At 49.6% G+C, this 24,044-nt stretch carries 20 protein-coding genes; 7 read left to right on the top strand and 13 right to left on the bottom strand.

What is annotated here, in order from left to right; genetic code table 11:
• Nucleotides 1-3 precede the first annotated feature (3 nt).
• The 7 genes from ACUZ8J_RS18665 to sirA form a co-directional block, all read right to left on the bottom strand.
• A complete protein-coding gene (locus ACUZ8J_RS18665; protein WP_011627329.1) occupies nt 4-495 on the bottom strand; it encodes a nitrous oxide reductase accessory protein NosL in 492 nt (163 codons plus the stop codon).
• A 119-nt stretch (nt 496-614) separates the two neighbouring features.
• Complete coding sequence (gene nrfD / locus ACUZ8J_RS18670) at nt 615-1,562, bottom strand: NrfD/PsrC family molybdoenzyme membrane anchor subunit (RefSeq protein WP_446694602.1); 948 nt, start codon at nt 1,560-1,562, stop codon at nt 615-617.
• 2 nt (nt 1,563-1,564) lie between these two features.
• Nucleotides 1,565-2,272 (bottom strand): 4Fe-4S dicluster domain-containing protein, encoded by a 708-nt coding sequence (locus ACUZ8J_RS18675; RefSeq protein ID WP_011627331.1) that lies wholly within the window; start codon nt 2,270-2,272, stop codon nt 1,565-1,567.
• Between the two features lie 86 nt (nt 2,273-2,358).
• Nucleotides 2,359-3,033, bottom strand: coding sequence for a tetratricopeptide repeat protein (locus ACUZ8J_RS18680; protein WP_446694603.1), 675 nt, complete (start codon nt 3,031-3,033; stop codon nt 2,359-2,361).
• Nucleotides 3,034-3,097: 64 nt separating this feature from the next.
• Complete coding sequence (locus ACUZ8J_RS18685; RefSeq protein ID WP_446694604.1) at nt 3,098-3,877, bottom strand: FKBP-type peptidyl-prolyl cis-trans isomerase; 780 nt, start codon at nt 3,875-3,877, stop codon at nt 3,098-3,100.
• Nucleotides 3,878-3,970: 93 nt separating this feature from the next.
• On the bottom strand, nt 3,971-4,411 hold the full coding sequence (locus ACUZ8J_RS18690) for a rhodanese-like domain-containing protein (protein ID WP_088211947.1): 441 nt from the start codon (nt 4,409-4,411) through the stop codon (nt 3,971-3,973).
• A 61-nt stretch (nt 4,412-4,472) separates the two neighbouring features.
• Nucleotides 4,473-6,602, bottom strand: a complete 2,130-nt coding sequence (gene sirA / locus ACUZ8J_RS18695; protein WP_446694605.1) for a dissimilatory sulfite reductase SirA — start codon at nt 6,600-6,602, stop codon at nt 4,473-4,475.
• A gap of 547 nt (nt 6,603-7,149) precedes the next feature.
• Here sirA and ACUZ8J_RS18700 point away from each other — a divergent pair.
• The 4 genes from ACUZ8J_RS18700 to ACUZ8J_RS18715 all read left to right on the top strand — a co-directional run bounded on the left by ACUZ8J_RS18700 (nt 7,150) and on the right by ACUZ8J_RS18715 (nt 11,118).
• Nucleotides 7,150-9,189 carry a heme lyase CcmF/NrfE family subunit gene (locus tag ACUZ8J_RS18700; protein WP_446694606.1) on the top strand — a complete coding sequence of 680 codons (2,040 nt, stop codon included), beginning with the start codon at nt 7,150-7,152 and terminating at the stop codon, nt 9,187-9,189.
• Complete coding sequence (locus ACUZ8J_RS18705; protein WP_446694607.1) at nt 9,186-9,620, top strand: cytochrome c-type biogenesis protein; 435 nt, start codon at nt 9,186-9,188, stop codon at nt 9,618-9,620. Before ACUZ8J_RS18700 ends, ACUZ8J_RS18705 begins: the two co-directional genes overlap by 4 nt.
• A gap of 70 nt (nt 9,621-9,690) precedes the next feature.
• Nucleotides 9,691-10,275, top strand: a complete 585-nt coding sequence (locus tag ACUZ8J_RS18710) for a TlpA family protein disulfide reductase (RefSeq protein WP_446694608.1) — start codon at nt 9,691-9,693, stop codon at nt 10,273-10,275.
• A gap of 264 nt (nt 10,276-10,539) precedes the next feature.
• Nucleotides 10,540-11,118 (top strand): nucleoside triphosphate pyrophosphohydrolase family protein, encoded by a 579-nt coding sequence (locus tag ACUZ8J_RS18715; RefSeq protein ID WP_011621286.1) that lies wholly within the window; start codon nt 10,540-10,542, stop codon nt 11,116-11,118.
• Between the two features lie 57 nt (nt 11,119-11,175).
• On the opposite strand, the gene ACUZ8J_RS18720 is transcribed toward ACUZ8J_RS18715, so the two are convergent.
• Together ACUZ8J_RS18720 and ACUZ8J_RS18725 are read right to left on the bottom strand one after the other, a co-directional pair.
• Nucleotides 11,176-11,403 (bottom strand): helix-turn-helix domain-containing protein, encoded by a 228-nt coding sequence (locus ACUZ8J_RS18720; RefSeq protein ID WP_086903013.1) that lies wholly within the window; start codon nt 11,401-11,403, stop codon nt 11,176-11,178.
• A gap of 2 nt (nt 11,404-11,405) precedes the next feature.
• On the bottom strand, nt 11,406-11,924 hold the full coding sequence (locus tag ACUZ8J_RS18725) for a DUF2975 domain-containing protein (RefSeq protein WP_109286855.1): 519 nt from the start codon (nt 11,922-11,924) through the stop codon (nt 11,406-11,408).
• Nucleotides 11,925-12,081: 157 nt separating this feature from the next.
• Between ACUZ8J_RS18725 and ACUZ8J_RS18730 the strand changes: the two genes are divergently transcribed.
• Nucleotides 12,082-14,139, top strand: coding sequence for a S9 family peptidase (locus tag ACUZ8J_RS18730; RefSeq protein WP_446694609.1), 2,058 nt, complete (start codon nt 12,082-12,084; stop codon nt 14,137-14,139).
• Between the two features lie 45 nt (nt 14,140-14,184).
• Here ACUZ8J_RS18730 and ACUZ8J_RS18735 read toward each other — a convergent pair whose 3' ends face one another.
• The 3 genes from ACUZ8J_RS18735 to ACUZ8J_RS18745 are packed head-to-tail and all read right to left on the bottom strand — an operon-like array spanning nt 14,185 to nt 20,791.
• Entirely contained in the window at nt 14,185-15,756 is a 1,572-nt protein-coding gene (locus ACUZ8J_RS18735; RefSeq protein ID WP_446694610.1) for an ATP-binding response regulator, read from the bottom strand.
• Nucleotides 15,747-19,775 (bottom strand): response regulator, encoded by a 4,029-nt coding sequence (locus ACUZ8J_RS18740; protein ID WP_446694611.1) that lies wholly within the window; start codon nt 19,773-19,775, stop codon nt 15,747-15,749. The genes ACUZ8J_RS18735 and ACUZ8J_RS18740 overlap by 10 nt, the downstream gene beginning before the upstream one ends.
• Nucleotides 19,754-20,791 (bottom strand): substrate-binding domain-containing protein, encoded by a 1,038-nt coding sequence (locus ACUZ8J_RS18745; RefSeq protein ID WP_446694612.1) that lies wholly within the window; start codon nt 20,789-20,791, stop codon nt 19,754-19,756. The genes ACUZ8J_RS18740 and ACUZ8J_RS18745 overlap by 22 nt, the downstream gene beginning before the upstream one ends.
• Before the next feature lie 552 nt (nt 20,792-21,343).
• Between ACUZ8J_RS18745 and ACUZ8J_RS18750 the strand changes: the two genes are divergently transcribed.
• Nucleotides 21,344-22,393 (top strand): HD-GYP domain-containing protein, encoded by a 1,050-nt coding sequence (locus ACUZ8J_RS18750; RefSeq protein ID WP_446694613.1) that lies wholly within the window; start codon nt 21,344-21,346, stop codon nt 22,391-22,393.
• A 68-nt stretch (nt 22,394-22,461) separates the two neighbouring features.
• Nucleotides 22,462-22,752, top strand: a complete 291-nt coding sequence (locus ACUZ8J_RS18755) for a helix-hairpin-helix domain-containing protein (protein ID WP_086903004.1) — start codon at nt 22,462-22,464, stop codon at nt 22,750-22,752.
• Here the strand turns inward: ACUZ8J_RS18755 and ACUZ8J_RS18760 are convergent.
• Nucleotides 22,749-23,873 (bottom strand): AI-2E family transporter, encoded by a 1,125-nt coding sequence (locus ACUZ8J_RS18760; protein WP_446694614.1) that lies wholly within the window; start codon nt 23,871-23,873, stop codon nt 22,749-22,751. The two genes, ACUZ8J_RS18755 and ACUZ8J_RS18760, sit on opposite strands and share 4 nt — an antisense overlap.
• Nucleotides 23,874-24,044: the final 171 nt, after the last annotated feature.

The following is a 24,044-nucleotide window of genomic DNA, read 5'->3' on the forward strand; positions in this document are numbered from 1 at the left end:
CGCCTACTTATCGCCGGCCAGTAATTCGAGGGTGATCTCATCGAATCGGAGCACGCGGCCACCGTATTCTTGAGCAAAGGCCTCGGCGGCGGCTTTGGTGCTAAAAGGTGCAACTGCTGGCCCCATCACGGCTTTTTTACTGGTGCCGTAGACATAAAACGCACTGGCGGCATCGATAAAGGCACCATCGTCTGGCTGTTCCCAGTCGGTTGATGCGGCGTCATGCACCATCATGTACTCAATTTGTCTTTTGTTTTCAGGCTGTAGGGCAAAGTTAAACATATCGCGACTGGAGCAAAACTTAGGCACCATCTTCTCGGCCTTCAAATGCACTTGTCCCTTAGGTCCTGGGTATTTAGTGATCACCATGCCGCAGAGGTGGCAACGGTCATGCTCGTGGATCATCTCGGCTTTATGTTGATGATCCGTGGCTTCACTCTTGTTGCAACCCAATAACAAAGGAGCGACTAGTAGCAAACTTAAGTACTTTTTCATCCTGTTATTCCTTGAAAAATATCAACGCCTCGCCAAGGCACCTTGCAGGGACAGACCTCTTGCGACGAGGGTTGATACAAAAATGGTTCTTAGCTCAGGCCTTGGGCCTTAGCTCTGGATTAAATCGCGTAGTTTTGCCCCGCCAACAGGATGAAGAGTCGCAGGCACATCATGCCCACTACCGCACACATGCCCGACATATAAAACGCTTTGGCCGAATGGCTAAAATGCTTACCCGTGGCGAAGTTAAGGAGCAGCGGCGCACCAAAACCGATACCGACCACACCAATCCAGAATACGCTTGCCCAGATCCCTTCTTGGAAGGCGGCAAAGGCAAGCTGCCCCCCGGCATTACCGGTTAACAGCGCGGTGGCGATCATAAAAATAAACAGGGCTTCGGCGAACATAATTGGCCACTCAGCGCCGTGTAGGATCTTCATCTCGCCGCTGTGTAAAGGTTCTTTAAACAACCACACCGCCAGCATTTTGACCGAGGCGCCGCCCGCTGAAAGCCCTGAGGCAATAAACAGCGCAGGCAATACCGAAGTGTTGATCAGCGGGAAGCGGATCAAGGCGGAGATTAAGAAGCCGGTGTAAGCACATACGGATAACGCCAGTAATAGCACCAGTGCTTCCATTGGGCGTCTAAAGCCCTTCAACTTAGTGATGATGGGGCCGAGGAACTGCAATTGGGGGATGGCCATCAGCTCTTTTTCGAGGGCGAATAGCGCGACCACAGCCACTAACGGGATATACACCGACAGGGCAATCACACCAATCGACATCACAGAATTTAAGTTGTAGAACACCAAAATTCGCCAGAAGAATAAGGGGTTAGTCAGGTCGAGCACCAGACACAACATCCCTAAACTGATAGTGACAAACGACAGCAGAGTCGCCGCTTTTAAGAAGGCGGTATTTTCAACCTGACCTAAGTAAAACCGCAGCGCCAGCGCAATGGTTAACGCCCCGCCAGAGATGCCCGCGAAGAACAAATACACCGCAATCGGCCAAGGCCAAGCGACGCCTTGGGAGAGGCCTAAGGTAAATTCCATACTGGTATCCATATTTACACTCCCAGTTTGACGATTGGTATGTAACGTAAGCTCGGCTCGGTGCCAAACTGCGGCTTAATGCGCACTGAGTCTTTTACCGCTAAGAGTTTGCTTACGTAGGATTGAGGATCGTTGGCATCACCGAAGATCAACGCATCGTATTTACAGCTCTGCACACAGGCAGGCAATTCGCCCTTGGCTAACTTGCTGTTCAAACAGAAATCGCAGTTATCGGCCACATCGGTATCGCTGTTGATGTAGCGGGCGTTGTAAGGACAAGCCCCAATGCAGTATTTACAGCCGGCGCATTTGCTCGCGTCCATAGTCACAATGCCGGTTTTCGCGTCGCGGTGCGCCGCGCCCGTAGGGCAAACGGTCACACAGGGGGCGTTCTTGCATTGCTGGCAGGAAACCCGCACAAACTTACGTTCACAGTCACAGCTCATCTTGCCGCAATGTGGACAAGGCTGACCTTCGACACGGCCACTCTGCTGCTCGAGCAACACCCGTGACTTGCCTTCGGGCAACTGGTTGGCTTGATTACAGGCGGTTTTACAGTCGCCACAGCCGACACATTTGTTTTGGTCAAAGACCATGACGTAATGGGGCTTATGGGCGCCGTCGGACTCTTCTTTGACCGAACACCCGGCTAAAGGCGTTAACATCAAAGAGCACATGCCAGCGCTTTTAAGGAACCTCCGTCTCTCTATATTTTCACTCACAACATCCTCCATCTATCGGTTTTATACCGACGTTTTTATTTATATCGTTATCGTTCCAACATGCCTGAAAATGGCTAGCGACTTGATTAATATCCACTTTCATTCAATTTGCTTTCAGCCTTGCCGATGGCGTTTAACAGGGCCTCACGATTAATCTCTGCCCTTGGCTGCGCCAGTAATGCTTGCCAATGGTCTATCGCCTCTTGGTAGCGCCCATGGAGATAGGCGTCGTTGGCCTGTAGCATCCGCGTCTGTGGCTCAAAGGGCGCAAGCGCAAGCGTCTGTACAATCAGTGCTTGGGTCTCTGCGGTCATTTGCCGACCATCGCGGTAATAGAGGGCATTGGCCTTAGCGCCGAGCACCTCTGCATCCTCCCCCACCAACACAAGCAGTTTGTCTAGGGTTTGCACCGCATCGGCATATAAGCCACCGGCGCTGTAAGCCTCGGCAAGCGCCTGTAATGCCAACGGGTTTTGCGGTTGTTCATCCACGAGGCGCAGAGCTTTGGTGATGTCGGCAGCCACTAAATAGTCAATGTTTTCATTGAGTTTGCCTGTATCCCAATCCTGATAACGCCCCGTTTGGCTATAGATGGCGAGCGTGAGCAATAGCAGCAAACCACTGCTCAATGCGGGCACAAGGTAGGAGACTTGAGGGAGCCTCTCCACCGATTGCAGCAGGTTTAAACGCGCGTGTTGCCAGAAAATCCAAGCCACAAACCCGCTTAATAGGAGTGCCATGGTGAACCCTAAACTTGCCATGCCTTACCTCGACGCTCGCCTATCCAAGTTCATCTCTCACTGAACCTAAGCCAATGTTTAGCCCTTAGTGGGCTGGCATCATGCCCATCATGCGGGCTTCTTTTTTCTCGCTGGGCTTTTCGATATTTTTCAGTTCAATTTCAAAAATTAAGGTGGATTGCGGCGGGATTTCACCGACAAACTCATTGCCATAGGCCAGCTCTGCCGGGATAACAAAACGGTATTTAGAGCCCATAGGCATAAGTTTTAAGCCCTCTTCCCAACCTGGGATCACGCTCATCAGGGCAAAACGGGTAGGTTCTTTACGGCCAATGGTGTTTTCAAACTCAGTACCATCGATAAGCTTGCCGACGTACTCGACGGTAACCACATCTTCAGGGTTGGGTTTATTGCCTGTACCTTGAGTTAACACTTCGTATTGCAGGCCAGATTCTGTGACTTTAACGCCAGCTTTATTTTTATTTTCAGCAAGATAGGCTGCTCCCGCCTTGGCATTCTCAGCGGCGAGTTTCTCGGCGTTAGCCTTACGTACCTCGTTTAACTGTTCGGCGCGTTGGTTAAGATAGGTCAGCACTTCTTCATCGGTTAATTGCTGCTGTTTTTTCAAGGCATCGACAAAGCCCTGTACCACTAAGTCCACATTCACTTCGGCGCCCAGTTCGACTTGGTTATAAATCTGGCCAGAAATGTAGTTACCCACAGAGGCGCCGATGCTGTAAGACGCTTTATCCGCATCGGTTTTAAGCGTTGGGGCAGCAAAGCTCGCCATAGAGACAAACAATGCAGCGCAGGTCGCCACTGTGAGGGTTTTTGGGATAAAAGAAGTTGGCATAGATATTTTCATTTTATGTTCTCTACAATTTAGCCCTTGGGCTTTAGTGCTTTAGCCGAAAACGTATGGGTAACCCCATAACTGATTAAAATATTTATTTGATTACTATGGTTTTTCTGTTGTTCTGCCTGACATACGCCAGCCGAAGATGCCATCGGCCATGTGGCGCACTCCTGTGTAACCTAGCTTCATGGTTTCCCGTGCGGCCATGTTGCTGGCGGTGCAAAGACGGTTGGCGCAATAGAACACCATCACAGCGTCTTTATTCTTTGGCAGTAGCTCTCGCCAATTCTGCACATTGAAAAACACCGCTCCGGGGATAAAACCTTCCGCCCAAATTTCCAGCGTGTTTACATCGAAAAAATACACTCCTGGCTTGCCGACTAAGGTTTCGGCTTCCCGCATGGAAATCGGATTCAACTGAATTTCGTTATAGGGCGCCTCGGAGATCTCAGAGCCACCACCAGCCACGACGGGTAAACTCATCCCCCCTAGGCCCAGTGCCAGTAAGCCGCCTAATAGGCTGTGTCGAATCACTTTATTCATCATTTGGCCTCGTATAGCCCCCGACACTTGCGTGCCGGGGACAAGTTAGACTCGAGTCGAACTACATTTTCTGTGCGCTCAGGCCGTTGCCATCAATAATGGCTTGGGCTTGAGTGACATAGGTCAAGGCAGCGTCGAGACGTTTCAGTGAGTAACGTGGACCATGGACACCCCATGAACCGTCAGCCTTGATCAGGCGGACAACGTCTTGGGCTTTGTCGGTCAACATCAACACTTGAGTCTTGTCTTCTACCGACAGCTTGGTGACTTCTAACAGCTTATCGATACGGGCAAGGGCTTGTTCTACTTGAGCAAAAGTATCCTTAACGGGTTTTTGCCACTTTTGAACTTCGCCGTAGATTTCCATCTGATCTTCGAAGTGCAGGCCGACTTCTAGCTCAGATTGGAACTGGCTATGACAACCTTTGTTATCCACTACATCATGGTCTGAGGCCGATGTACGGGCACAAGTCCACATCAGGTCGAGGTAGTTGTAGCCGTTTTCGTCTTTCGCCACAGTCCAGCCCTTAGTGGTCGCATCGCGAGACTTGCCTTCAGGTGGGTTGAGGGTCTTACGCAGTGGGTCGACATCAATCTTCCACATGTGTGACTTACGCACGTTGTCGAAGCCCGCCATATCTGGGAACTGGATCGCCGTGAAGTTTTCACAACTTCCCATGTTTGGCATGTGGCAGCTTTGGCAAGTTTGATTGCTGTGGGTGTTAGTGTTCTTGGCGATCTCGGCTTGGGCCGTGTGACAGTCAGTACACTCTTTGATGATTTTTGGCTTAGTCATACCCGTAGTCCAATCACCGTCGGTGACTTCGTGCGGATCGTGACAGGTTGAACAACGCATGCCTTTGTCATAGTGCGCTGAGGCAAACATTTGCGAACCTTCAGTACCACAGGATGGGCAAGAAGACTTCATCTTCACGTTGAAGGCATATTCCAGCTTCTCTTTACCCTGTGGCGTGTCGGCTAACTCTTCAACAAAGTTAAAGCGTTGGTGACAACGTTCACAGTTAGATGGCATGCCACCACCAATACCACCGTCTAAGTGACCGCCCGCGCCGTGACACTCTTCACAGGTAATCCCTTTGGCGATAGTGTGCTTTTGCAGCTCTTTCGGGTTACCTAAAGCCGCGAAGAATTCATCCTTGGTTTGGAAGTCAAACTTAAAGGTGTGGCACATTTCGCAATAGGAGCTAGCCGGTTGGAACAGGAATTCCTTCTCGTACTTAGCACCGTATGAACTCATGCCCCATTGGTGTGAACCGCTGGTACCGAAGTCTTCCATTTTGACGGGGAAGCTTGGGATGGCTTTGTTGATTTTGGCTGCCATTTCAGGGGTTAACCACTCAGCCCAACCACGGGAGAACTGGTTACCACCAGCGACCATAGTCCCTGTGCCATCCTTCAACAGACCGTCTTTCACGTGGTAAGTACCGCGCACTAGGTAGGCGTCGATAAAGCCATATTTAGTCCGTGGCGTACCCACAGTGGCGTAGATGGCATCGGCGGTAATACCCGATGGCAGAATCGAGGTATCCTTAGTGCCATACATGGTTTTCTTCAGGTCGTTATCGACCTCTGGGTGCTCGCCAGGGAAGCGAATCGTCTTAGAGTGGCGTGAACGTCTCCACTTCTCGTATTGCGGACCATGACACTCACCGCACTTTTCTGGGCCGACAAACTTGTTCGGGAAATCTAAAATCGATTTCGCCCCTAAACGGTATTGCAGTGCCTTAGGACGCTGGCCATCGTTGTAAGAACTGTAACGCACTGCGGTGCCATCAGTGGGGTTCACTTCTTTACTGTGTTTGCTGTAAGCAACACTGTCACCACCGTGTAAATATTCTTCACCACGGTCACTGACTTTATAAGTGCCCTTTAATCGACCTTCAGCGTCGTATTTAAAAACTGGGTGATTTTCAAATAGAAAATCAAACAATTCTTGCTCTTGAACAATATAATCCTGCAGTGTTTTCACACCGCGGGATTTCTCCATTAAATTTTCATTTAAATTGGGGTTAGCCAGAATATCTTGAGTATAGTGGGATTGCTGTTTATTACCCACTCCAGGTACCACTTTCCCCTCCGACTTAGCATCGGCAGCGACTGTGGTAGCGCTTACGGCAGAACCTAAACAAAATAGCACGCTTAATGCTACTTTGGATTTCCATCGCTTCATCATTCACTCCTAATTTATCATTAGTTTTATATTTTCCACTGAACCTAACTGTTCACTGAACGACATAAACAATTGACCAGTGGCGGCATGATGAAGCAGCTAAACGCCTAAAAACCTGAGCTAGAGCACATTAAATTTAGCTTCAGAAATCAATAGAAATAAAAAGAAACAAATAAAATAAAACCAATGAGTTAATTAAAATACAGGAAAAATATTTTAGAAATAAACCGTGGTTTTTGAGATCTAAAAAGACCTAAAAAATGGTTTTATTTTTCAAAAATCACCAAAGGGAAAAGTGACGATTTTAATGCCGAGACAGATCACATTCCTAGCCGAAAAACTCCGCTACCCTGCCAGTCAATCCAAAGCGGGTGAAATGTTCGAGATATTTAAAATCACTCAAAATTAAAAATAAGATTCATCAAAAACAATCCAGCGATGATTGACTTAAAGCTTAAATTAAAATGCTCGAACATTATCAACGTTAAATTTCACCATTAATGAATAGCCAATAAATCAGATTAACCATGCAACACAGGAAATCACTATGATAAGTATGTTCCCAGAAATAGGTCACCTATTGCTCATCATAAGTACTGTGTTGGCATTATTCTCCGCAATCATTCACTTTATTGGCACTCATCAGCCACAACTTTATTTAATCGAATTCGGCAATAAATTATTTAATGCCATGTTTATAAGCTTATTGAGCGCACTCTTATGCCTTATTTATGGCTTTATTAGCGATGACTTTTCGGTTGCCTATGTGGCGAATCATTCCAACAGCCAACTCGCCCTCGGTTATAAAATTGCCGCAGTATGGGGCAGTCATGAAGGTTCTATGCTGTTTTGGGTGTTCGCCATCGCGTTATGGGGTGCCATCATCAATTGCCGCCAAGCAAGTAAACTCGTCGGCTTAGATAACGCCGATGTGCAAACGGATAAAGCCTACTTTGCCCGGCTATTGGCGATTCTCGCGCTCGTTATCCTCGGCTTTAATCTGTTTTTACTCTTTACCTCCAATCCCTTTGCCCGATTACTACCTAACATCCCCATTGAAGGGCGCGACCTCAATCCGATATTGCAGGACATTGGCCTCATACTGCACCCACCTATGCTGTTTTTAGGCTATGTCGGGCTGACGGTATGCTTTGCCGCGGCGCTAGCATCCCTGCTGGGAGGCGCATTAGTGCATCGTCACCTCGAATACTTGCGGCCTTGGGTATTATTGGCGTGGATTTTCCTCACGGGAGGCAATGCCTTTGGTTCTTGGTGGGCCTATAACGAATTGGGTTGGGGCGGTTGGTGGTTTTGGGATCCCGTTGAAAATGCTTCTTTTATTCCTTGGCTAGTCGCCACTGCACTGGTGCATTCTTTAGTGCTGACCAGAAAGACCCAAGGCTTTGCCCTCACCACGCTATTTTTGTGCATCTTGGCATTTTCGCTGAGTTTACTCGGCAGCTTTTTGGTGCGTTCCGGCATAGTGCAATCCGTGCATGCCTTCGCGGCGGATCCCACCAGAGGCATGTCAATCCTATGTTTATTGGTGCTATTTGTCGGTGCGGCGCTGCTGATTTTTGCGCTCAAAGCCCAAGCCTTGAAGCATGAGGTCAGCCCTAGCCTATTGAGCAAAGGGACACTGTTACTACTTGGCATCATAGTATTGGTGGTTGCAGCCTTTTCCGTTCTGCTGGGCACCTTTTATCCCCTGCTATACGAGTTGTTAGGCTTAGGCACTCTGTCGGTCGGCGCGCCTTATTTTAATGCGATTTTTGTCCCACTGACCTTTATCGCGGTGATGCTAATGGGCATAGCACCGTTAATTGCTTGGGGACGATCGCGCGGCAAGCCACTCAAGGTATTAGCCTTGCCCTCTGTCGCCATTGTGATTATCGCGGCGCTGATGAGTTATCAAACCCAAACCGATGGTGCTCTCTTCCTATTCCTTGGCTGCGCCAGCGCGTTGTTTTTGCTCTGCTGTCTTGGGGTGAGTGTAACAGTGACATCCCAAGCATTAACCCCACCTAAGCCCGTCATATCGACAACATCAAAGCGCGCCAGATTAGCCATGCTAGTCGGTCATTTTGGTGTGGCGGTCAGCATTATCGGCGCGACCTCGGTATCGTTTTTCGAGCAGGAAGCCTTGCTGCGTATGGGGCCTGGACAAGGTAAACCCCTTGCCGATTATGTGCTGGTGTACGAAAGCACAGAACCTGTAGAAACCCCAAGTTTTAGCGCGATCCAAGCCAATATCAGTATTCGCGATGCCAAGCAGGATGGCGTAGTACTGGGTTACCTGCATCCACAGCGACAAACCTTTCATAGCAATGGCATGGAAGTGTCCCATGCGGACATAGACCACGGTTTTTGGCGGGATCTCTATGTCTCTATGGGGCTACAACTGAGCGACACCGAATACCTGATCCGCATTAGCTATAAGCCCTTAGCGACCTGGATTTGGCTGGGTGCTTTATTGATGATGCTTGCGGGCGCTATTGCCGCTTGGCCAATCAAACAAGGCCACAGAGTCGCACAAACAAAGGCGCTGAATGTAAGTCGCTCACCACAGGAGACAATGACGTTATGAACCCACTGTTTCGCTCGCCCTATTTGAGCCTCTTATTTTGGTTGCTGTTGCTGAGCCTGTGCTTTGGCGGCGCGACGTTTCTCGCCACGGCGCAGGAGGCTCCCAACCTTGGCGCCTCCTATCAACAGCAAGCCATAGAGATCAGCAAAGTGCTGCGCTGCCCCATGGCAACTAATCAAACCTTATTTGAATCGCAAGCACCGATTGCCCATGAGCTGAAAGGACAAATCTTTTCACTTTTGGAACAAGGCTATAAGCGGGACGAGATCTTCGATTTTATGGTGCAGCGCTATGGCGAAAAAATCCGTTATCAGCCCGAATTTAAACCCGCCACTCTGGCACTCTGGCTCGGCCCGCTCGTGCTGTTAGCCGCAGGATTTGGCTTAGGGTTTGCGCTGTTAAAGCGCAGGCCACAAGTCCCAAACGCATAGCTCCTACGCATGGCCCGTAGAAGATAGCCACTTTTACCCTATTGCTAAGTTTGAATAGAAGGATTATCCCATGAAATCTTACACCGCTAAGCTCACTCTCCTTTGCACCGCATGGCTGCTGAGCTGCGCCGTTCAGGCCCATTCACTGCAAAACAAACTCTATGACACGGGTGAGCCCATTCCTAAACCCAGAGTCATGACCGGCTTTATCGAGATGCAGCATGCCCGCGGCGTGCCCGAAGTGCCTTTTATCGATGAAGCTGGGCAGGCACACAGCTTAAAACAACACCAAGGCAAACTGACCTTAGTGAATCTGTGGGCGACTTGGTGCGTGCCCTGCTTACGGGAAATCCCTGAGCTGCAAAAACTCCAGCAGCAATATGTCGATAAGAACATCGCCATAGTGCCCATCTCGATTGATGAAGAAGTAAAAGATGTACGACCATTTTTGGATCAGCATGGCTTTAGCAACTACCGCACTTGGCTCGATCCTGACAAAAACATCGAGCAGATCATCCCTGCCAACGTTGTCCCTGCGACCTATGTGTTTGATGCTAAAGGAAACCTAGTCGGTTTTGTCCGTGGCTATCTCGATTGGACCGATAAAGAGGTTGCGCCCTATTTGGATAAGCTTATCGCCAAATATGCCCAGTAATTTCGCTCGGCACTCATTAGCACAGCACTGAAGGGCTAAGTGGGTTTTGACTTAGCCAATCCATGAAATCAAATCTCCGTTCGGTACCCCACCCTAAATCTTTGCCGAAGCCCGCTGCTCCCCAATTTGGCAGCGGGTATTTTTACCCCAAGGCGGACTCGCTTTGTATTCTGCGCCACCTTTCTTTAGAATTGCCGCTGTTATCCATGAATCGATTTTGCAAATCCATTCGTAAAACCCATTGATAAAATCTAAGGCTTCCCGATGAAACTCACTTGTTTAACTCAACCTATTTATGACCACTTGTACCGTGATATCAGTGAGTTTCGCAGCACCTTCGACCTCGCCGTCAACGATGCTAACTCCTTGGATGAAAAGGCCGACACGCTACATACTTCACTGATTATTGAAGAATTAACCGAACTTGCCGAAGCCGATAGCCGTATCGAGCAGGCGGATGCCATTGTCGATTCTGTGTATGTATTAATGGGGCGTTTAGTGCATTTAGGCGCAGCCCAAATGAGTGACCGCCTAGAGATCAGCTACCTTATCGACTTGCTGCTGTGTGTGGCTAAAAATCGTGAAATCGACTTTATCGCCTGCTGGGATGAAGTGCATTCGAGCAACATGAGCAAAGTGTGCCGCAATGAGCAAGAGCTGACAGAGACTATCGCCTTCTATGCCGAGCAAGGCGTTGAAATCGTTGGCAGCAAAAAGGGCGAGTTTATCATCGCCAAATGCGCTAAGGATGTGGAAATGGCCGGTAAAGTCGTGCGTCAAGGCAAGGTATTAAAGTCGGTGTACTATCGCCCTGCGGATTTAACTCAGTTAGTAAAAGCGTAAAACCGCAAACCTAGGCTGCAAAGCATGTAGAAACAGCATGCAGCCTAGGCCGCTTCCTTAGTCCGACGCGTCTTGCTCGGCATCCTTGCGGTATTCCAAAATATCCCCAGGCTGACAGGCCAAGTATTCACATATACTCGCCAAGGTATCGAAACGCACCCCTTTGACTTTGCCCCGTTTTAACAGCGACAAGTTAGCCTCGGTAATGCCCACCGCTTTGGCCAGCTCCTTAGAGCTCACCTTTCGCACCGCCATCATGACGTCTAAATTAACGATAATATTCAAAATCAAACAAACTCTTGGTTTTCCGCCTCATAATCGCGGGCGGCTTTAAGCAAATACACGATCAGCAACATCAGTAAAATCGTCGATATATTGCCAAAATCGAGCACCAGTTCGATACGACCTTCTTCAAAAAATGACTGATGATAGATACCTATCCCTAAGGTTTGCAGCATCTCGAACACTAAGGCCGCCACTTTTAACCACACTAGCCATAGGTAACATTTCATACTCTCATCACTGAAAAACAAGCCGCGCTGATAGCAGGATAAGAGCCGTTGCAGCCAATAGACTCCTAATAAAAATGTGATAAATAAAGGGGTTAGCATTGCAAGCAACAGCATTCTGTTGGCGCTTGCGAGATGCCATAACTCGAGCAACTGGGTGTTACTGCTATTGAAGCGAATATCGTCGTAGGCCCAATAGCAATAAAACAGGTAGCCGACAATGGCCACCGCCGAAAAGAGCACCAGCCAGCGGCAAAACTCACTGATTTTTATTAATTTTTTAAAATTTTGATTCATCAACTCACCCAAACATCACCCTAGATAATTCTTAGCGAACGAGCACCAGTATAATCCTTCGACAAAAAATATTACAAAGAAATATAAATTTATTGTTTTACGATAATTAATTTTCGTATTAGCATGTTTTCAATTTCAACACACTCAGGTGACGACAATGCAAAAATTTCCATTCACGAGTCAGTTATGCAGTGCTGCCATTGCCGCCGCACTGCTACTGACGGGTTGCAGCGCCGCTGATACCCAAAATGCACAACCTCAAGTTGCCGCGACGCAGCAAACCGAAGCGCCGTTAATTCCTATCGAAAACTTCTTTAACGAGCAGAGCATTCGCCATTTAAAAATGTCCGACGATGGCAAGTGGCTCGCCTTTGTGAAGGAGTATCAAGGGGCCAGTAATATCTTCCTGATGGCCGATAAGGCCGATCTTGCCAGTGCTACGCCACTCACCACCTCCGCCGAACCGATTCGCGACTTCGAATGGTCCGCCAAGGGCAATGACCTGTTCTTTATGAAGGACAAAGGCGGTAATGAGAACACCCAGATTTACAAGCTGAGCTTTGAAGAACACGCGGGCAAGATCACCGCCAAAGAGCAACGCTTAACCCATAAGGACGATGTGCAATACAGCGTGCTCGAGCAGGTAAAAGACAATCCTGATTTGCTGGTTGTTCAAGCCAACCACGACGATTCGAGCCGTATGGATATTTATCTGCTCAACATCCACGATGGCAAGTTAACCCCTATCCTGAAGAACGAACTGAGCTTTACTCAAGTGAAGTTTAACAAGCAGGGCAAACCTGTGATTGCCAGCAGCAGTAATCTCGATAACACCAATGCCTTGTATGTGTTGATCGACGGCAACTGGCGCAAGATCATCCAAAGCGCCAAGGGCGAGAGCATCGATATTCTTAAAGTAAACGATGACAAAAAACTCGCCTATATCAGCGCCAACATCGGTGATCGCGATAAGCAGGAATTGCTGAAAGTCGACCTAATGACGGGTAAATATGAAACCCTGCACAAGGATCCCGACAACGAGGCCGACGTCTATTCGGTGCAATTTAACGATGCGGGCGAGCCCTTAGCCGTGGCTTACTACGGTGGTCGTTTGCGAGTTTATCCCTTAGATGCCGAGTTTGCCCGCCATTGGGATGTGATTAATCGTCATTTTAATCAAGATGTTGAAATCACGATTGGCGAAATGAACGAGAAAACCCATCTGTGGCAAATCCATGTCGCCAGCGACAGAGCCGCGGGTGCGGACTATCAATACAATGCCGCCACAGGGGATATCCATCTGTTAGTGGACATTCCGGCCAGCATTCCTGCGGATCAACTCTCGCCACGTCAATCGATTGTGTATACCGCGCGGGACGGGGTGAAAATCCAAGCCTATTTAACACTGCCTAAGGGTAAACAGACTCAGCTGCCGACCATTATCCTGCCCCATGGCGGCCCTTGGGCACGGGATTTTTGGACGCTCGACTCGGGTTATTTCCACGCGATTGCCCAGTTTTATGCCAACCGTGGCTATGCGGTGTTGCAACCTAACTTCCGTGCATCGACGGGGTTCGGTAAGAAATTCTTAAACTTGGGTAACAATAATTGGGGGATTGGCAGCATGCAGCACGATCTCACCGACGGTGCCAACTACTTAGTGGCGCAGGGTATTGCCGATAAACAACGTTTAGGGATCTTCGGTGCCTCCTACGGTGGCTATGCGGCGCTGTCTGGCGCGACCTTTACGCCTGACTTGTACCAAGCGGTGATCGCCTATGTAGGGCCATCGAGCCTAGTGACGCTGATGAATTCCTTCCCCGACTACTGGCGCCCCTATTTAGGCCAATGGTTTGAGTCGGGTGATCCACAAATTGCCGAGCAGAAACAAGATATGGAAAAACGCTCGCCAATTAACTATGTCGATAACATCAAGGCACCATTGATGCTGATCCAAGGGGCGAATGACCCACGCGTCACCCAAATAGAATCGGACAACATCGCTAAGAAGATGTACCAAAAGTCTTTGCCTGTTAAGTACATACTGGCAAAAGATGAAGGACATGGATTCAGTAAGCGAGCCAATAAACTGGCCTCGATTGTCGCCACCGAGCAGTTTTTTGCTGAGCACTTAGGTGGGCGTGTCGACACCAATGTGAATCCTGAAATCCTAAAACACTTGGACGGTTTAAACGTCGATATCAGTAAACTCTAACGCGCTAAGGGCAAGCTAAGGCTTGCCCTTTTTATTGTGTCTTTATCACTCGGCAACCACGGCATCGACGGCGGCGGGTAAACGGAGCTCAACTCGAGTCAGTAACTTAGTATCATCCACCACGAGATTAGCCTCGCCCTTTTGTGCCCGAGCAAACAAACGCGCCGCATAGGTGCCTATGCCTAGCCCCTCTGCCTTGCCTTGAGTCACATATTTTTCCCAAAACTGTTCACGGATATCGACGGGCACAGCGCCTGTGTTTTCGATAGCGATCAGTACATCACCTTCCTGGCGCGATAGCGAAATCGCCACTTTGGTTTTTGGGCGCGCCGCCTCGAAGGCATTTTTTAGCAGATTGAACAGCATAGGATGGCAGAGCTTAGGATCGCCCATCACATCGAAGCTGCTGCAGGGATCTTCGTCGGGTAACAAATACGCCACTAACTGTTTGCTGTGAAAGGTTAGCTGCGCCGCCTGCAGCAACTGCTTAAGCATCTCATGCACCGAAAACCATTCGGCATCCAAGGCATATTGCCCCGCCTCGATACGCAGAATATCCGAGGTCAAATTCACGGTATTGATCGACTGTAATGCCAGTTCATCGACCAAATTAATCTTAGGCAGCCACTCCTTAGGACAGCTTTTATCCTGCGCGAGCTTTTGCGCCAGCGCGCTGATGGTCGCCAGCGGATTTTTAAGATCATGGCTCATGATGCCATCGGCATTATCCTTTAGCTGTGCCAGACGCTGCATCTCGTCGCACTCTTGCTGTAATGCCCGCTGACGCTGCATTTGCGCCAGCACATTCGCCAATTTGAGCTTTAAGATCTCTGGCTGTACAGGCTTAGTGAGGTAATCTATCGCGCCGCCTCTAAGCCCCTGTAGATGATGCTCAACCTCGCCGAGGGCACTGACAAAGATCACTGGGATCTGCGCCGATTTAGGCTCAGTTCTCAAGGCTTGCAGCACTTGATGCCCATCCATCTCTGGCATCATCACATCTAACAACACCGCATCGGGCGGCGTCGCCGATTGGCAAATTTTTAGCGCCGCCATACCGTCCTTGGCAAACAGCACCTTATATTCGTCATTTAAGAGCCCCGCCATAAAGGCCAGATTATCCGGCATATCATCGACCACCAGCACCACATTCAAGGCTGGCGCGGTTTCAGCTGTCGCCGTTGTTTCTACCTTGGCCGCCATCGCTGAAGATAGCGCGACTTGAGTACGTTTATGCCGACGCGTGAGTGCCTGCAACACTCTGCCCTGCAAGGTTTTAGAGTTAAAAGGCTTAGCGATAATGTCTGCGACATGGTATTTCATCGCCACGTCCACTAAACCTCGATGGGCATTGGCCGTCACGAGGATAATGGGTAAGTCCCGCCATTTTTCCTGCTGGCGCAGACTCTCGAGTAACTCTTGGCCATCGCCATCGGGCATGCTCCAATCCAGCAGCAACAACTCGACCTGATGACGCTGTAAGACGTCCAAGGCTTGGCGACCGCAATCGGCCTGTAACACCTGACCAAAACCGAGTTGCCGCAGCTGCTCGGCCATAATCTTACGCAGGGCATCCATATCCTCGACGATCAAACACTGCATCTGACCTAACTGCATACTTCCTCCTGCGCCAATTTAAGTGTGTGCAGTCGCGTTAATGCCTGTTCAAAATCAAACAGTTCAACATCCATTTTTAACTGTTTAAGCACACTCGCCTGGGACTGAAACTGCGGCGCATGGATAAGCTTATTCACCCATTCCAAGGCATTGGTGTTGTATTCCAGCAGGCTGTTTTCTAATTGCTCCATCAGCCCACTTAAGGCGTCATCATCCAGACAGGTTTCATCCTTAGTGCTGAGCTGTTGATGCCAAAGTTCCAAGCCATTGACCAAACACTGCAATTCGGTTTGTAGCGCCAACAGTTGATCGTGTAACTCCACGGTAAAACTCTGTTGCGCCGTGTGGCATTGCTGCTCGAGTTCACCGGCTTGGCGGCTGATCTCCACCGCCCCGACATTGGCGGCAACGCCCTTTAAGGTGTGCAAGCTTAAGCGCAGCTCATCGGCATTTTCGTCCTGCCAGGCGCGCTGTTGCTGCCCGAGCAGTGTCTTGCTGGTGTTGATAAATAACCCCAACAAATGACTGTAGAGCGACTCGTTATGATCGCAAAGCGCAAGACCATTGTGAGTCTGTAAGCCATCGAGCTGCGGCAGGCCATGGGCCGTGCTCGCTCGCTTTAATACCAAGGGCACTGGTTTACGCTGCTTTGGCGTTATCCAGCGCGCCATAACCGTGTAGAGATCCTTCACATGCACAGGTTTAGTGATTTGGTCATTCATCCCCACCGCCAGCGCTTTTTCAATGTCGCCGGACATGGCATTGGCCGTCATGGCCAAAATCGGCAGATTGGCAAATTCAGGCAATTCGCGGATCCTGCGAGTCGCCTCGTAACCATCGAGCACTGGCATCTGGCAATCCATAAGCACACAGTCGAAGTACTGCTGCTCGATGCGCTCAATGGCCTCAAGCCCATGATTCGCCACTGTGACATTCACGCCCGCTTGGCGTAATAGCTCTACCGCCAGCTCCTGATTGAGCTGATTATCCTCAACCAGTAACACCTCAGCCCCCGCTAACTGAGTTTTCAGGGCGTGCAGAGAATGGTCCTGCTGCACCTGTCTGCCATGCTCATTGTTGTGTCCCAGCAGGGATAACAGGGCATTACCTATGGCAATAGGCGTCAGTGGTTTCGTTTGTGACAGCACCCTTGGGTTATTTTCAATCAGCGGCCTTAGGGTGTCTTGGTCGCTAAGGTTACCAATCAGCAGCATCCGCGAATCGGGATTGGCCATTAGCGCAGCCAGTAACGCTGGGCTAAATGCACTGTAATCACAGAGCACAAGCTGGCGTGAACCTGAGTGTTTAAGCGATTCAATCACACTATCAGGGTCGGCCACTGAGACCTGCATTTGGGCCGATATCCCATGTTCTGTGAGTAACGTTTCTAATCTAGGGTGCAGCCCGACTAACTTAGCGGTTTCGCCCACTAAGGCATCGAATAGCGACTTAGGCTCATAGGTATCTGCACAGTTGAGTGTGATCCTGAGGTAGAAGCGGCTGCCCACACCAAACTCACTCTCACACCACACCTCGCCGCCCATCAAATGGGCGAGGCGCTTACAAATGGCCAAGCCAAGCCCTGTGCCGCCATATTCCCGAGAGGTCGAGGCATCGACTTGTTCGAATGAGCCAAATAGCATCCCTTGTTTTTGCTCGGGAATACCAATGCCAAAATCTTCCACACAGAAGGTCAGCTCGACCTCATCCCCCTGTTGCGTACTCTGACAACTTAACACCACACTGCTGTCGTCGTGGGAAAACTTGACCGCATTATTGCAGTAGTTGATCAGGATCTGCCCCAAGCGCAGACCATCACCATGGTAATAACGGGGCAGCTCGGGCGGCAGATCGAAGATAAATGCCATGTTTTTCTCTTCGACCTTGTAACTCACCACATTGGCCAAGTTAGACAGCACATCGTCGAGATCGAATACCGTGCATTCGATATCCATCTTCTCGGCCTCAATCTTGGAAAAATCCAAAATATCGTTGAGTATGCCCAGCAGCGAACCTGCGGCTTGATGCACCTTGCCCACATAATCCCGCTGCTTACTGTTCAGCTCTGTCTGTAGTACGAGATATGACATCCCCAGAATCGCATTCATCGGCGTGCGGATCTCATGGGACATATTCGCTAAAAAGTCCGACTTGGCGCGATTAGCTGCCTCGGCCGCGTCTTTGGCTATGGCCAGTTCGTCCTGAATCGACTTAGTGTCGGTAATGTCTAAGGCCCAACAGAGGTTAGCATTTTGGCCATCCTGCACTGTGTGATAGGAGGTCAGCAGCACATTACGGCGCTGGCCATGGGCATCAAACAGTTGCGTCTCAAATACGGTACTGTCTTGGCTTAAATCCAATTCGCGGATATGGCAGCGGTAGTCATCGGGCTGCACAAAAATCCGATAAACCGATTGCCCCACCTCTAGCCCCGTCATCTCGGTAATTTGCTCATTCACGTAACGACAAACCCCTTCGATACAGATCCAGACCCCGATCGGGCTTCTGCCTAACACGTGTTTCAGCAAATCCCGCTCACGCTCGAGCAGGGCATTCATTAACTTTCGTTCCGACAAATCGTGGTACGACCCTAGAACAAACAACTCGCCATTGAGCTCGATACGCTTGAGTGTCACGTCTACGTGAATAACCTCACCGGCCGTGTTAATAAAGTCGGCCTCAAACTTAAGCTGTCCTTGGTCTAACACGGTTTGCAGACGTTGCTCAAACACACTCTGTTTAGCGGCATCATCATCCTGCTCGGGGTAATAGACTAAGGTGCGTTGCCCAATTAGTTGGTGTTTACTCTGATACTTGAGCAATGACAGCAGTGCACTGTTGCACTCGATGATCACCCCCTGACTATCGGTAATCACACAGGCATCGACCGCCGAATCAAACAGCGCTTGAAACTTATGCATGCTCAGGCTTAGCTGCTGCTCGGTGTGGATCCGCTGCACGATATCTTTATTTAATCGTCTGTTGCGCAAGCTAAAAAGAAACAGCACCAGCAACACCGCCACGGCAATCCGCACCGCCCAGTCGAATACTTTCTGCTTCTTTATCCCTAGGTCATATTGCACATTCACCCAGCGGTGCTGAATTTCGCGCGCCTTATCCTGCGGGATTTGTGCAAAGGCTTTATCTAAAATGCTTTGCAGTTCGGGCCAGTCCTTACGCACCCCCATAGAAATCCCAAAGCGGTAGTCACTGGCCGCTGCAATTTGCAGGTGATTAAAGGGAGGCGACTGAAGTAAGTGCGCTGTGCTTGGGAAATTAACAAAGGCCGCATCGACCTGACGCTTATCCACTGCCGTTAAGGCTTGCTCCAAATTACTGACGGGCACCAGCACTATGTCTGGATAGTCTTCGAGTAGCTGCGTGTGAGTAATATCACCGGCTACTACACTGACCGATTTGCCCTTAAGGCTCTCAAGGCTGTTGGGATGCTCGCCTTCGACGTGGGTCACTATCACCGGCGGATACTGATTTAAGGCATCGGTAAATAACATCCACTGCTCACGCCCTGAACCCGCCGAGGCCAGCGATAACATATCCACTTTATGCTGCTTAAATTCCTCAAGCGCTTGCTGCCAGGAACCTTCGTTATAGGTCTGGAAAATCAGCGGCACCACACGGCTGATTTCGGCAAGATAGTCCGCCATCATGCCGCGGTGAATGCCGTTTTCGTCAATAAAATCAATCGGCGCTGAATGGGGATCCACGCCCACCCTGACGATGGGATTGTTGTTGATAAAGGCCCTTTCCTCTGCGGTGAGCATGCTCATAAAGCGGTGTACATCCATATTGGGGATCAGCGCGCCTAAGCGAAAATCGACCAGAAATAGATTTTTATTGAGCGCCAACGAGACTCGGGCGAAATCGGGCTGTAGTGAGTCAAAGTCGAGTAACTCATAGTAATCGTTATAGTTATTAGGGCTGATGATCAAAGGTGTAATTAAAAACTCCGCCCCCTTGGAACGAATATCCACCCCATTTAAATAATCGAACAGCAGCACCAGACAAATGCGCCCTGAAACTCCATCCCACCGACAGCGGCGGCGATAGCCCCCTTTTGGATCCCTTGGGCGAGCTGATGATCCCAGCTTAACGAAGCAATATGGGGAATGGGCCGCTGCGGATTGGCTTCGGCCTCATGGCTTACCGCCAATGCCATAGTGGTGTTCATGGCGATCACTGTATTAATACTAGGATCCTGTTGTATGGCTTTAAGATAAGCCTCACGCGCCGCAGGCGCCGTCCAGTCGGTGTTCACTACTTTGAGCTTGGCATTGGCAAATTGCTTGTTGACCGCAGTTTTCAGCTCAGCAGTACGCTTTTGCACATCGTGATTATCTTTATTCCCCGCGAGTAACAGCACATTCATGCGCTCGGCAGCGCTTTCCTGCTCAAACATTTTTTCGAGTAGGTTTTGCCCAAGGTTGTTGTTATTCATCGCCACTCGGCCAATCCAGTTGGCATTTTGTGTGCGCAGAGACAATGAGCTTTGGCTAAATTCAGAATTGATGGTCACCACAGGGATATGCTGCTGATTTGCCTCGGCTAAGAGCGCCTGCCCCTTGCCTGCAACGGGGACAAAAATAATCCCAGAAACATCGTTAGCTATCGCCTCACGGCCCAACTTGAGCAAAGTGTCGGGCGTGCCATCGCCGTAAGCCACATCCAATTGGATATTGAGATCCATCGCCGCAATTCTGGCGAACTTAGCGATTTGGTGCCAAAAGGGTCTATCGGATTCCAAGATCAGACTCACCCTATGGCTATGGGCGAGTTTTTGCGCCGGCGTCAACTGGGCCAGCGCCTGACGATGTTGCAACGTCGATGACTCATTGGCCTGCGCGGCATTGGGCCATACCAAAAGCAACGCGGCAGATAACAGCAAGAGACCCGCAAAATAACCCAATGAAGCGAGTAGCTTACAAGGATGCGCTTGGTGTTGACCCCAGCCGATGGCGGCCAAGCCTTGTCGAATAGTCCTGTGTATACGACCCGATGAAATGCCAAAAACGGCCATAACTTTTCCTCTTAGGTTAAGTTTCTTACCGTCCCGTTGGTATGAATGGTGTATTAAGAATGAGAAGACGAAATGCGAACAGCTAAAACACGGAGGATCTTATGGGATCCGAGATCATGGATGGAGCACAGTTAGCCCGCTTATCCACTGGGCCAAAGGCGCTTTCGCTCATAAAACAGGCAACAATTGTAAAAAAAACCGCATCGACTAAAAAGTATCAATCCCTAAAAGTGTGAACAAAACAGGCCAAAAGATACAACATGATACATTTTTTTGGGGTATTATCCTGTTAGTACAAGATTTAACCAGTCGTTAAATCCGCAATATTTTTTCCGTCAAGCTTACAGCTACCGCCATCATATAACCTGAAAAATGAAAATGTAGACTTCATATTTTTATGATGATTTTCATATTGTTATATTGATTCTTCATGGAATTAAGCAGCATTAACCGCCTAGTTTGGCACTGGCATTAACGGGGACGAATTGGGGCTCTCTCAGCATCGTCGCCGAATTAATACGGGAAACCAACCGACACAGTTGAGGCGAAACCATGACTCCATTTGTAACAAAGCCCACCCTATTAGTAGTGGATGATACTCCTGACAATATTCAGATCATTCATGGGATCCTGTCGGCGCACTATACGATCCGCGCCGCAACATCGGGTGAGAAAGCGTTAAAACTGGCCAGCACCCATCCATTACCAGAGTTAATCCTACTCGATGTGATGATGCCTGAGATGGACGGCTTCGAAACCTGCCGCAGACTCAAACGCGATCCTGTGACCAGCAAGATCCCCGTGGTGTTTGTGACCGCCAAGACAGATACCATAGACGAGCAAACCGGGTTTGAACTCGGTGCCGTGGACTATATTTCTAAACCCATTAGCCCTGCGGTACTTAAGGTACGGACTCAAACCCATTTAGCCTTGAGCAATCAAGCAAGGCAGCTCGAAGCACTGGTTCAGCAACGAACCCAAGAGCTTGAATCGACTCGCCATAAGATTATTCAAAAGCTTGGGCTGGCGGCTGAATATCGGGATAACGAAACGGGATTACATATCTCCCGCATGAGCCATTATGGGCGCATTCTGGCCGAGCAAGTCAGCGACTCCCAAGCTTGGTGTGAGATGTATTTTACGGCGCTGCCGATGCACGACATTGGCAAAATTGGTATCCCAGATTCGATCCTGTCGAAACCGGGTAAGTTAACCGATGATGAGCGCCAGCAAATGCAGCAACATACCAGTTTTGGCGCGCAGATCCTCGATGACGAAAACGATCCCTTGTTATCCCTTGCGCAGGAAATCGCCCTCCACCACCATGAACGATGGGACGGAACTGGTTATCCCCATGGGCTGGCAGGCGAGCACATTCCATTGAGCGCCCGTATTGCTGCGGTTGCCGATGTGTTCGATGCACTCACCTCAGACCGCCCCTATAAAGTGGCGTGGAGTACTGAGCAGGCCTTTGATTACATCCAAGAAAACTCAGGGACTCAGTTTGACCCTCAGTTGGCGCAGGCCTTTATCGCCTGCAAGGAGCAAATACTGCAAGTGCAGCGACGTTTTGCCGAGCCAGCGACCACTGTCACCCATTGAAAGTCTGACCAAGTGCTTCAGAACGAGGTAGACTCCTAAAACATGGGTGCAACGGATAGGGATAACAAATGAATCCTGCAAAAGTGGTACGCGCTAAGGTTATGCAATTAACGGATTTACCGAATATTGGTAAAGCGAGCGCGGCGGATTTACGCCTGCTCGGCATAGAGACACCGGCGCAATTGCTGGGGCAAAATCCCTACCAGATGTATCGCACTCTGTGCGACAAAACTGGCCAAAGACACGACCCCTGCGTACTGGATGTGTTTCTGTCTATCACCCGCTTTATGGCGGGTGATGACCCTAAACCTTGGTGGTATTACACCGAAGAGCGTAAACAGACATACGGCCAGCTTTAATCTGCATGCTTTGGCAGTATCTCTTGGGATGCGGATGCCTGAACCTCTGGTGAGTCAGAGTCAGATTCAGTACTGGGATCGTCCCTTAACCATTCGCGCCAAATGGCAATCAGCAACGCCATCAACACGGGGCCGACAAACAGACCAACAAACCCCATGGTTTTCACCCCGCCAATCAAACCGAAAAAGGTCGGCAAGAAGGGTAATTTGATTGGCCCGCCAACCAGATTAGGTCGCAGCGTTTTATCGACAATAAACAGCTCGATACTACCCCAGAGGAATAAGCCCACCCCTGCCGTCATGTCGCCGGTGCCGACTAAGTACAGAGAGATCAAGGTGAACATAGTTGGCGCACCACCGGGCACTAAGGCCATAAACGCGGTCAACACCCCAAAGGCCACGGCCGAAGGCACGCCAGCAATCCAGTAAGCAATCCCCAGCACTATACCCTCGCCGATGGCGATAAGTGTCATGCCGATAACGGTTGAACTCACAGTCGCAGGCACCACGCGGGAGAATCGATGCCAGCGGGCAGGAAGAATGCGCTCGCCAACAATATCCAGCTGTTTAGCCACTGACTCGCCATCTTTATATAAGAAAAACAAGGTGATCAGCATAAACAGCAAGGTCAACAGCAAGCCCAAAGTATTCCAGCCCAATTGCAGTACCCAGCGGGAAATACCACTCAAATTCTGGCCACTAATGGCGCTGACTATCTTGCCCAGCTCATGGGGTTCACCGATAAACTGCTGCCATTGCAGGGTGAGCCACTCGCCAATCCAAGGTAGATCCTTAATCCACAGCGGCACGGGAGCGCCATGCTGGTTGGCATACACCAGCCACTCCACCCAGGCTCTAATCTCTTGTAAAGCATAGGAAAATACAAAAATCAGCGGCGTAATAAGCCCAAGAATAATCAAGACTAACGCGATAGTGGCAGACAATGCCGAGCGACCACCGCATTTAACCATTAATTTTTGATACAACGGCCAACTGGAGAAGCAGACGATCAGGGCAGCCAAGGCGGGAACTAAAAAATCGATAAAAAAGAAAACACCAGCACACAGCAATAAAATCAATAGGGTACGACCCACCGCAGCATTACTGATAATCTGTGCCATCCACATACTCCCACAATAGAATCCAACAACAAGGCGGAAAACTTGGCAGAGTGCCAAGCAACAACCAGCCTTTGGGTGTTCCCCATTCTGTGAGCCAGTTTATTGCGCAGTGCTTTCCATGGGCAACGACATTTAACTAAAGCGTGAGTAGTGTATCAGTGCTACTTGTAT

Source organism: Shewanella sp. Koi 1, from assembly GCF_052907445.1.

What these genes read in the sequence shown, in the direction of transcription:
- nrfD (WP_446694602.1), bottom strand. Translation starts at nt 1,562, where the DNA reads ATGGATACCAGTATGGAATTTACCTTAGGCCTCTCCCAAGGCGTCGCT.
- ACUZ8J_RS18705 (WP_446694607.1), top strand. Translation starts at nt 9,186, where the DNA reads ATGAACCCACTGTTTCGCTCGCCCTATTTGAGCCTCTTATTTTGGTTG.
- ACUZ8J_RS18665 (WP_011627329.1), bottom strand. Translation starts at nt 495, where the DNA reads ATGAAAAAGTACTTAAGTTTGCTACTAGTCGCTCCTTTGTTATTGGGT.
- ACUZ8J_RS18715 (WP_011621286.1), top strand. Translation starts at nt 10,540, where the DNA reads ATGAAACTCACTTGTTTAACTCAACCTATTTATGACCACTTGTACCGT.
- ACUZ8J_RS18730 (WP_446694609.1), top strand. Translation starts at nt 12,082, where the DNA reads ATGCAAAAATTTCCATTCACGAGTCAGTTATGCAGTGCTGCCATTGCC.
- ACUZ8J_RS18685 (WP_446694604.1), bottom strand. Translation starts at nt 3,877, where the DNA reads ATGAAAATATCTATGCCAACTTCTTTTATCCCAAAAACCCTCACAGTG.
- sirA (WP_446694605.1), bottom strand. Translation starts at nt 6,602, where the DNA reads ATGAAGCGATGGAAATCCAAAGTAGCATTAAGCGTGCTATTTTGTTTA.
- ACUZ8J_RS18680 (WP_446694603.1), bottom strand. Translation starts at nt 3,033, where the DNA reads ATGGCAAGTTTAGGGTTCACCATGGCACTCCTATTAAGCGGGTTTGTG.
- ACUZ8J_RS18710 (WP_446694608.1), top strand. Translation starts at nt 9,691, where the DNA reads ATGAAATCTTACACCGCTAAGCTCACTCTCCTTTGCACCGCATGGCTG.
- ACUZ8J_RS18750 (WP_446694613.1), top strand. Translation starts at nt 21,344, where the DNA reads ATGACTCCATTTGTAACAAAGCCCACCCTATTAGTAGTGGATGATACT.
- ACUZ8J_RS18745 (WP_446694612.1), bottom strand. Translation starts at nt 20,791, where the DNA reads ATGGCCGTTTTTGGCATTTCATCGGGTCGTATACACAGGACTATTCGA.
- ACUZ8J_RS18690 (WP_088211947.1), bottom strand. Translation starts at nt 4,411, where the DNA reads ATGAATAAAGTGATTCGACACAGCCTATTAGGCGGCTTACTGGCACTG.
- ACUZ8J_RS18760 (WP_446694614.1), bottom strand. Translation starts at nt 23,873, where the DNA reads ATGGCACAGATTATCAGTAATGCTGCGGTGGGTCGTACCCTATTGATT.
- ACUZ8J_RS18755 (WP_086903004.1), top strand. Translation starts at nt 22,462, where the DNA reads ATGAATCCTGCAAAAGTGGTACGCGCTAAGGTTATGCAATTAACGGAT.
- ACUZ8J_RS18700 (WP_446694606.1), top strand. Translation starts at nt 7,150, where the DNA reads ATGATAAGTATGTTCCCAGAAATAGGTCACCTATTGCTCATCATAAGT.
- ACUZ8J_RS18725 (WP_109286855.1), bottom strand. Translation starts at nt 11,924, where the DNA reads ATGAATCAAAATTTTAAAAAATTAATAAAAATCAGTGAGTTTTGCCGC.
- ACUZ8J_RS18735 (WP_446694610.1), bottom strand. Translation starts at nt 15,756, where the DNA reads ATGCAGTTAGGTCAGATGCAGTGTTTGATCGTCGAGGATATGGATGCC.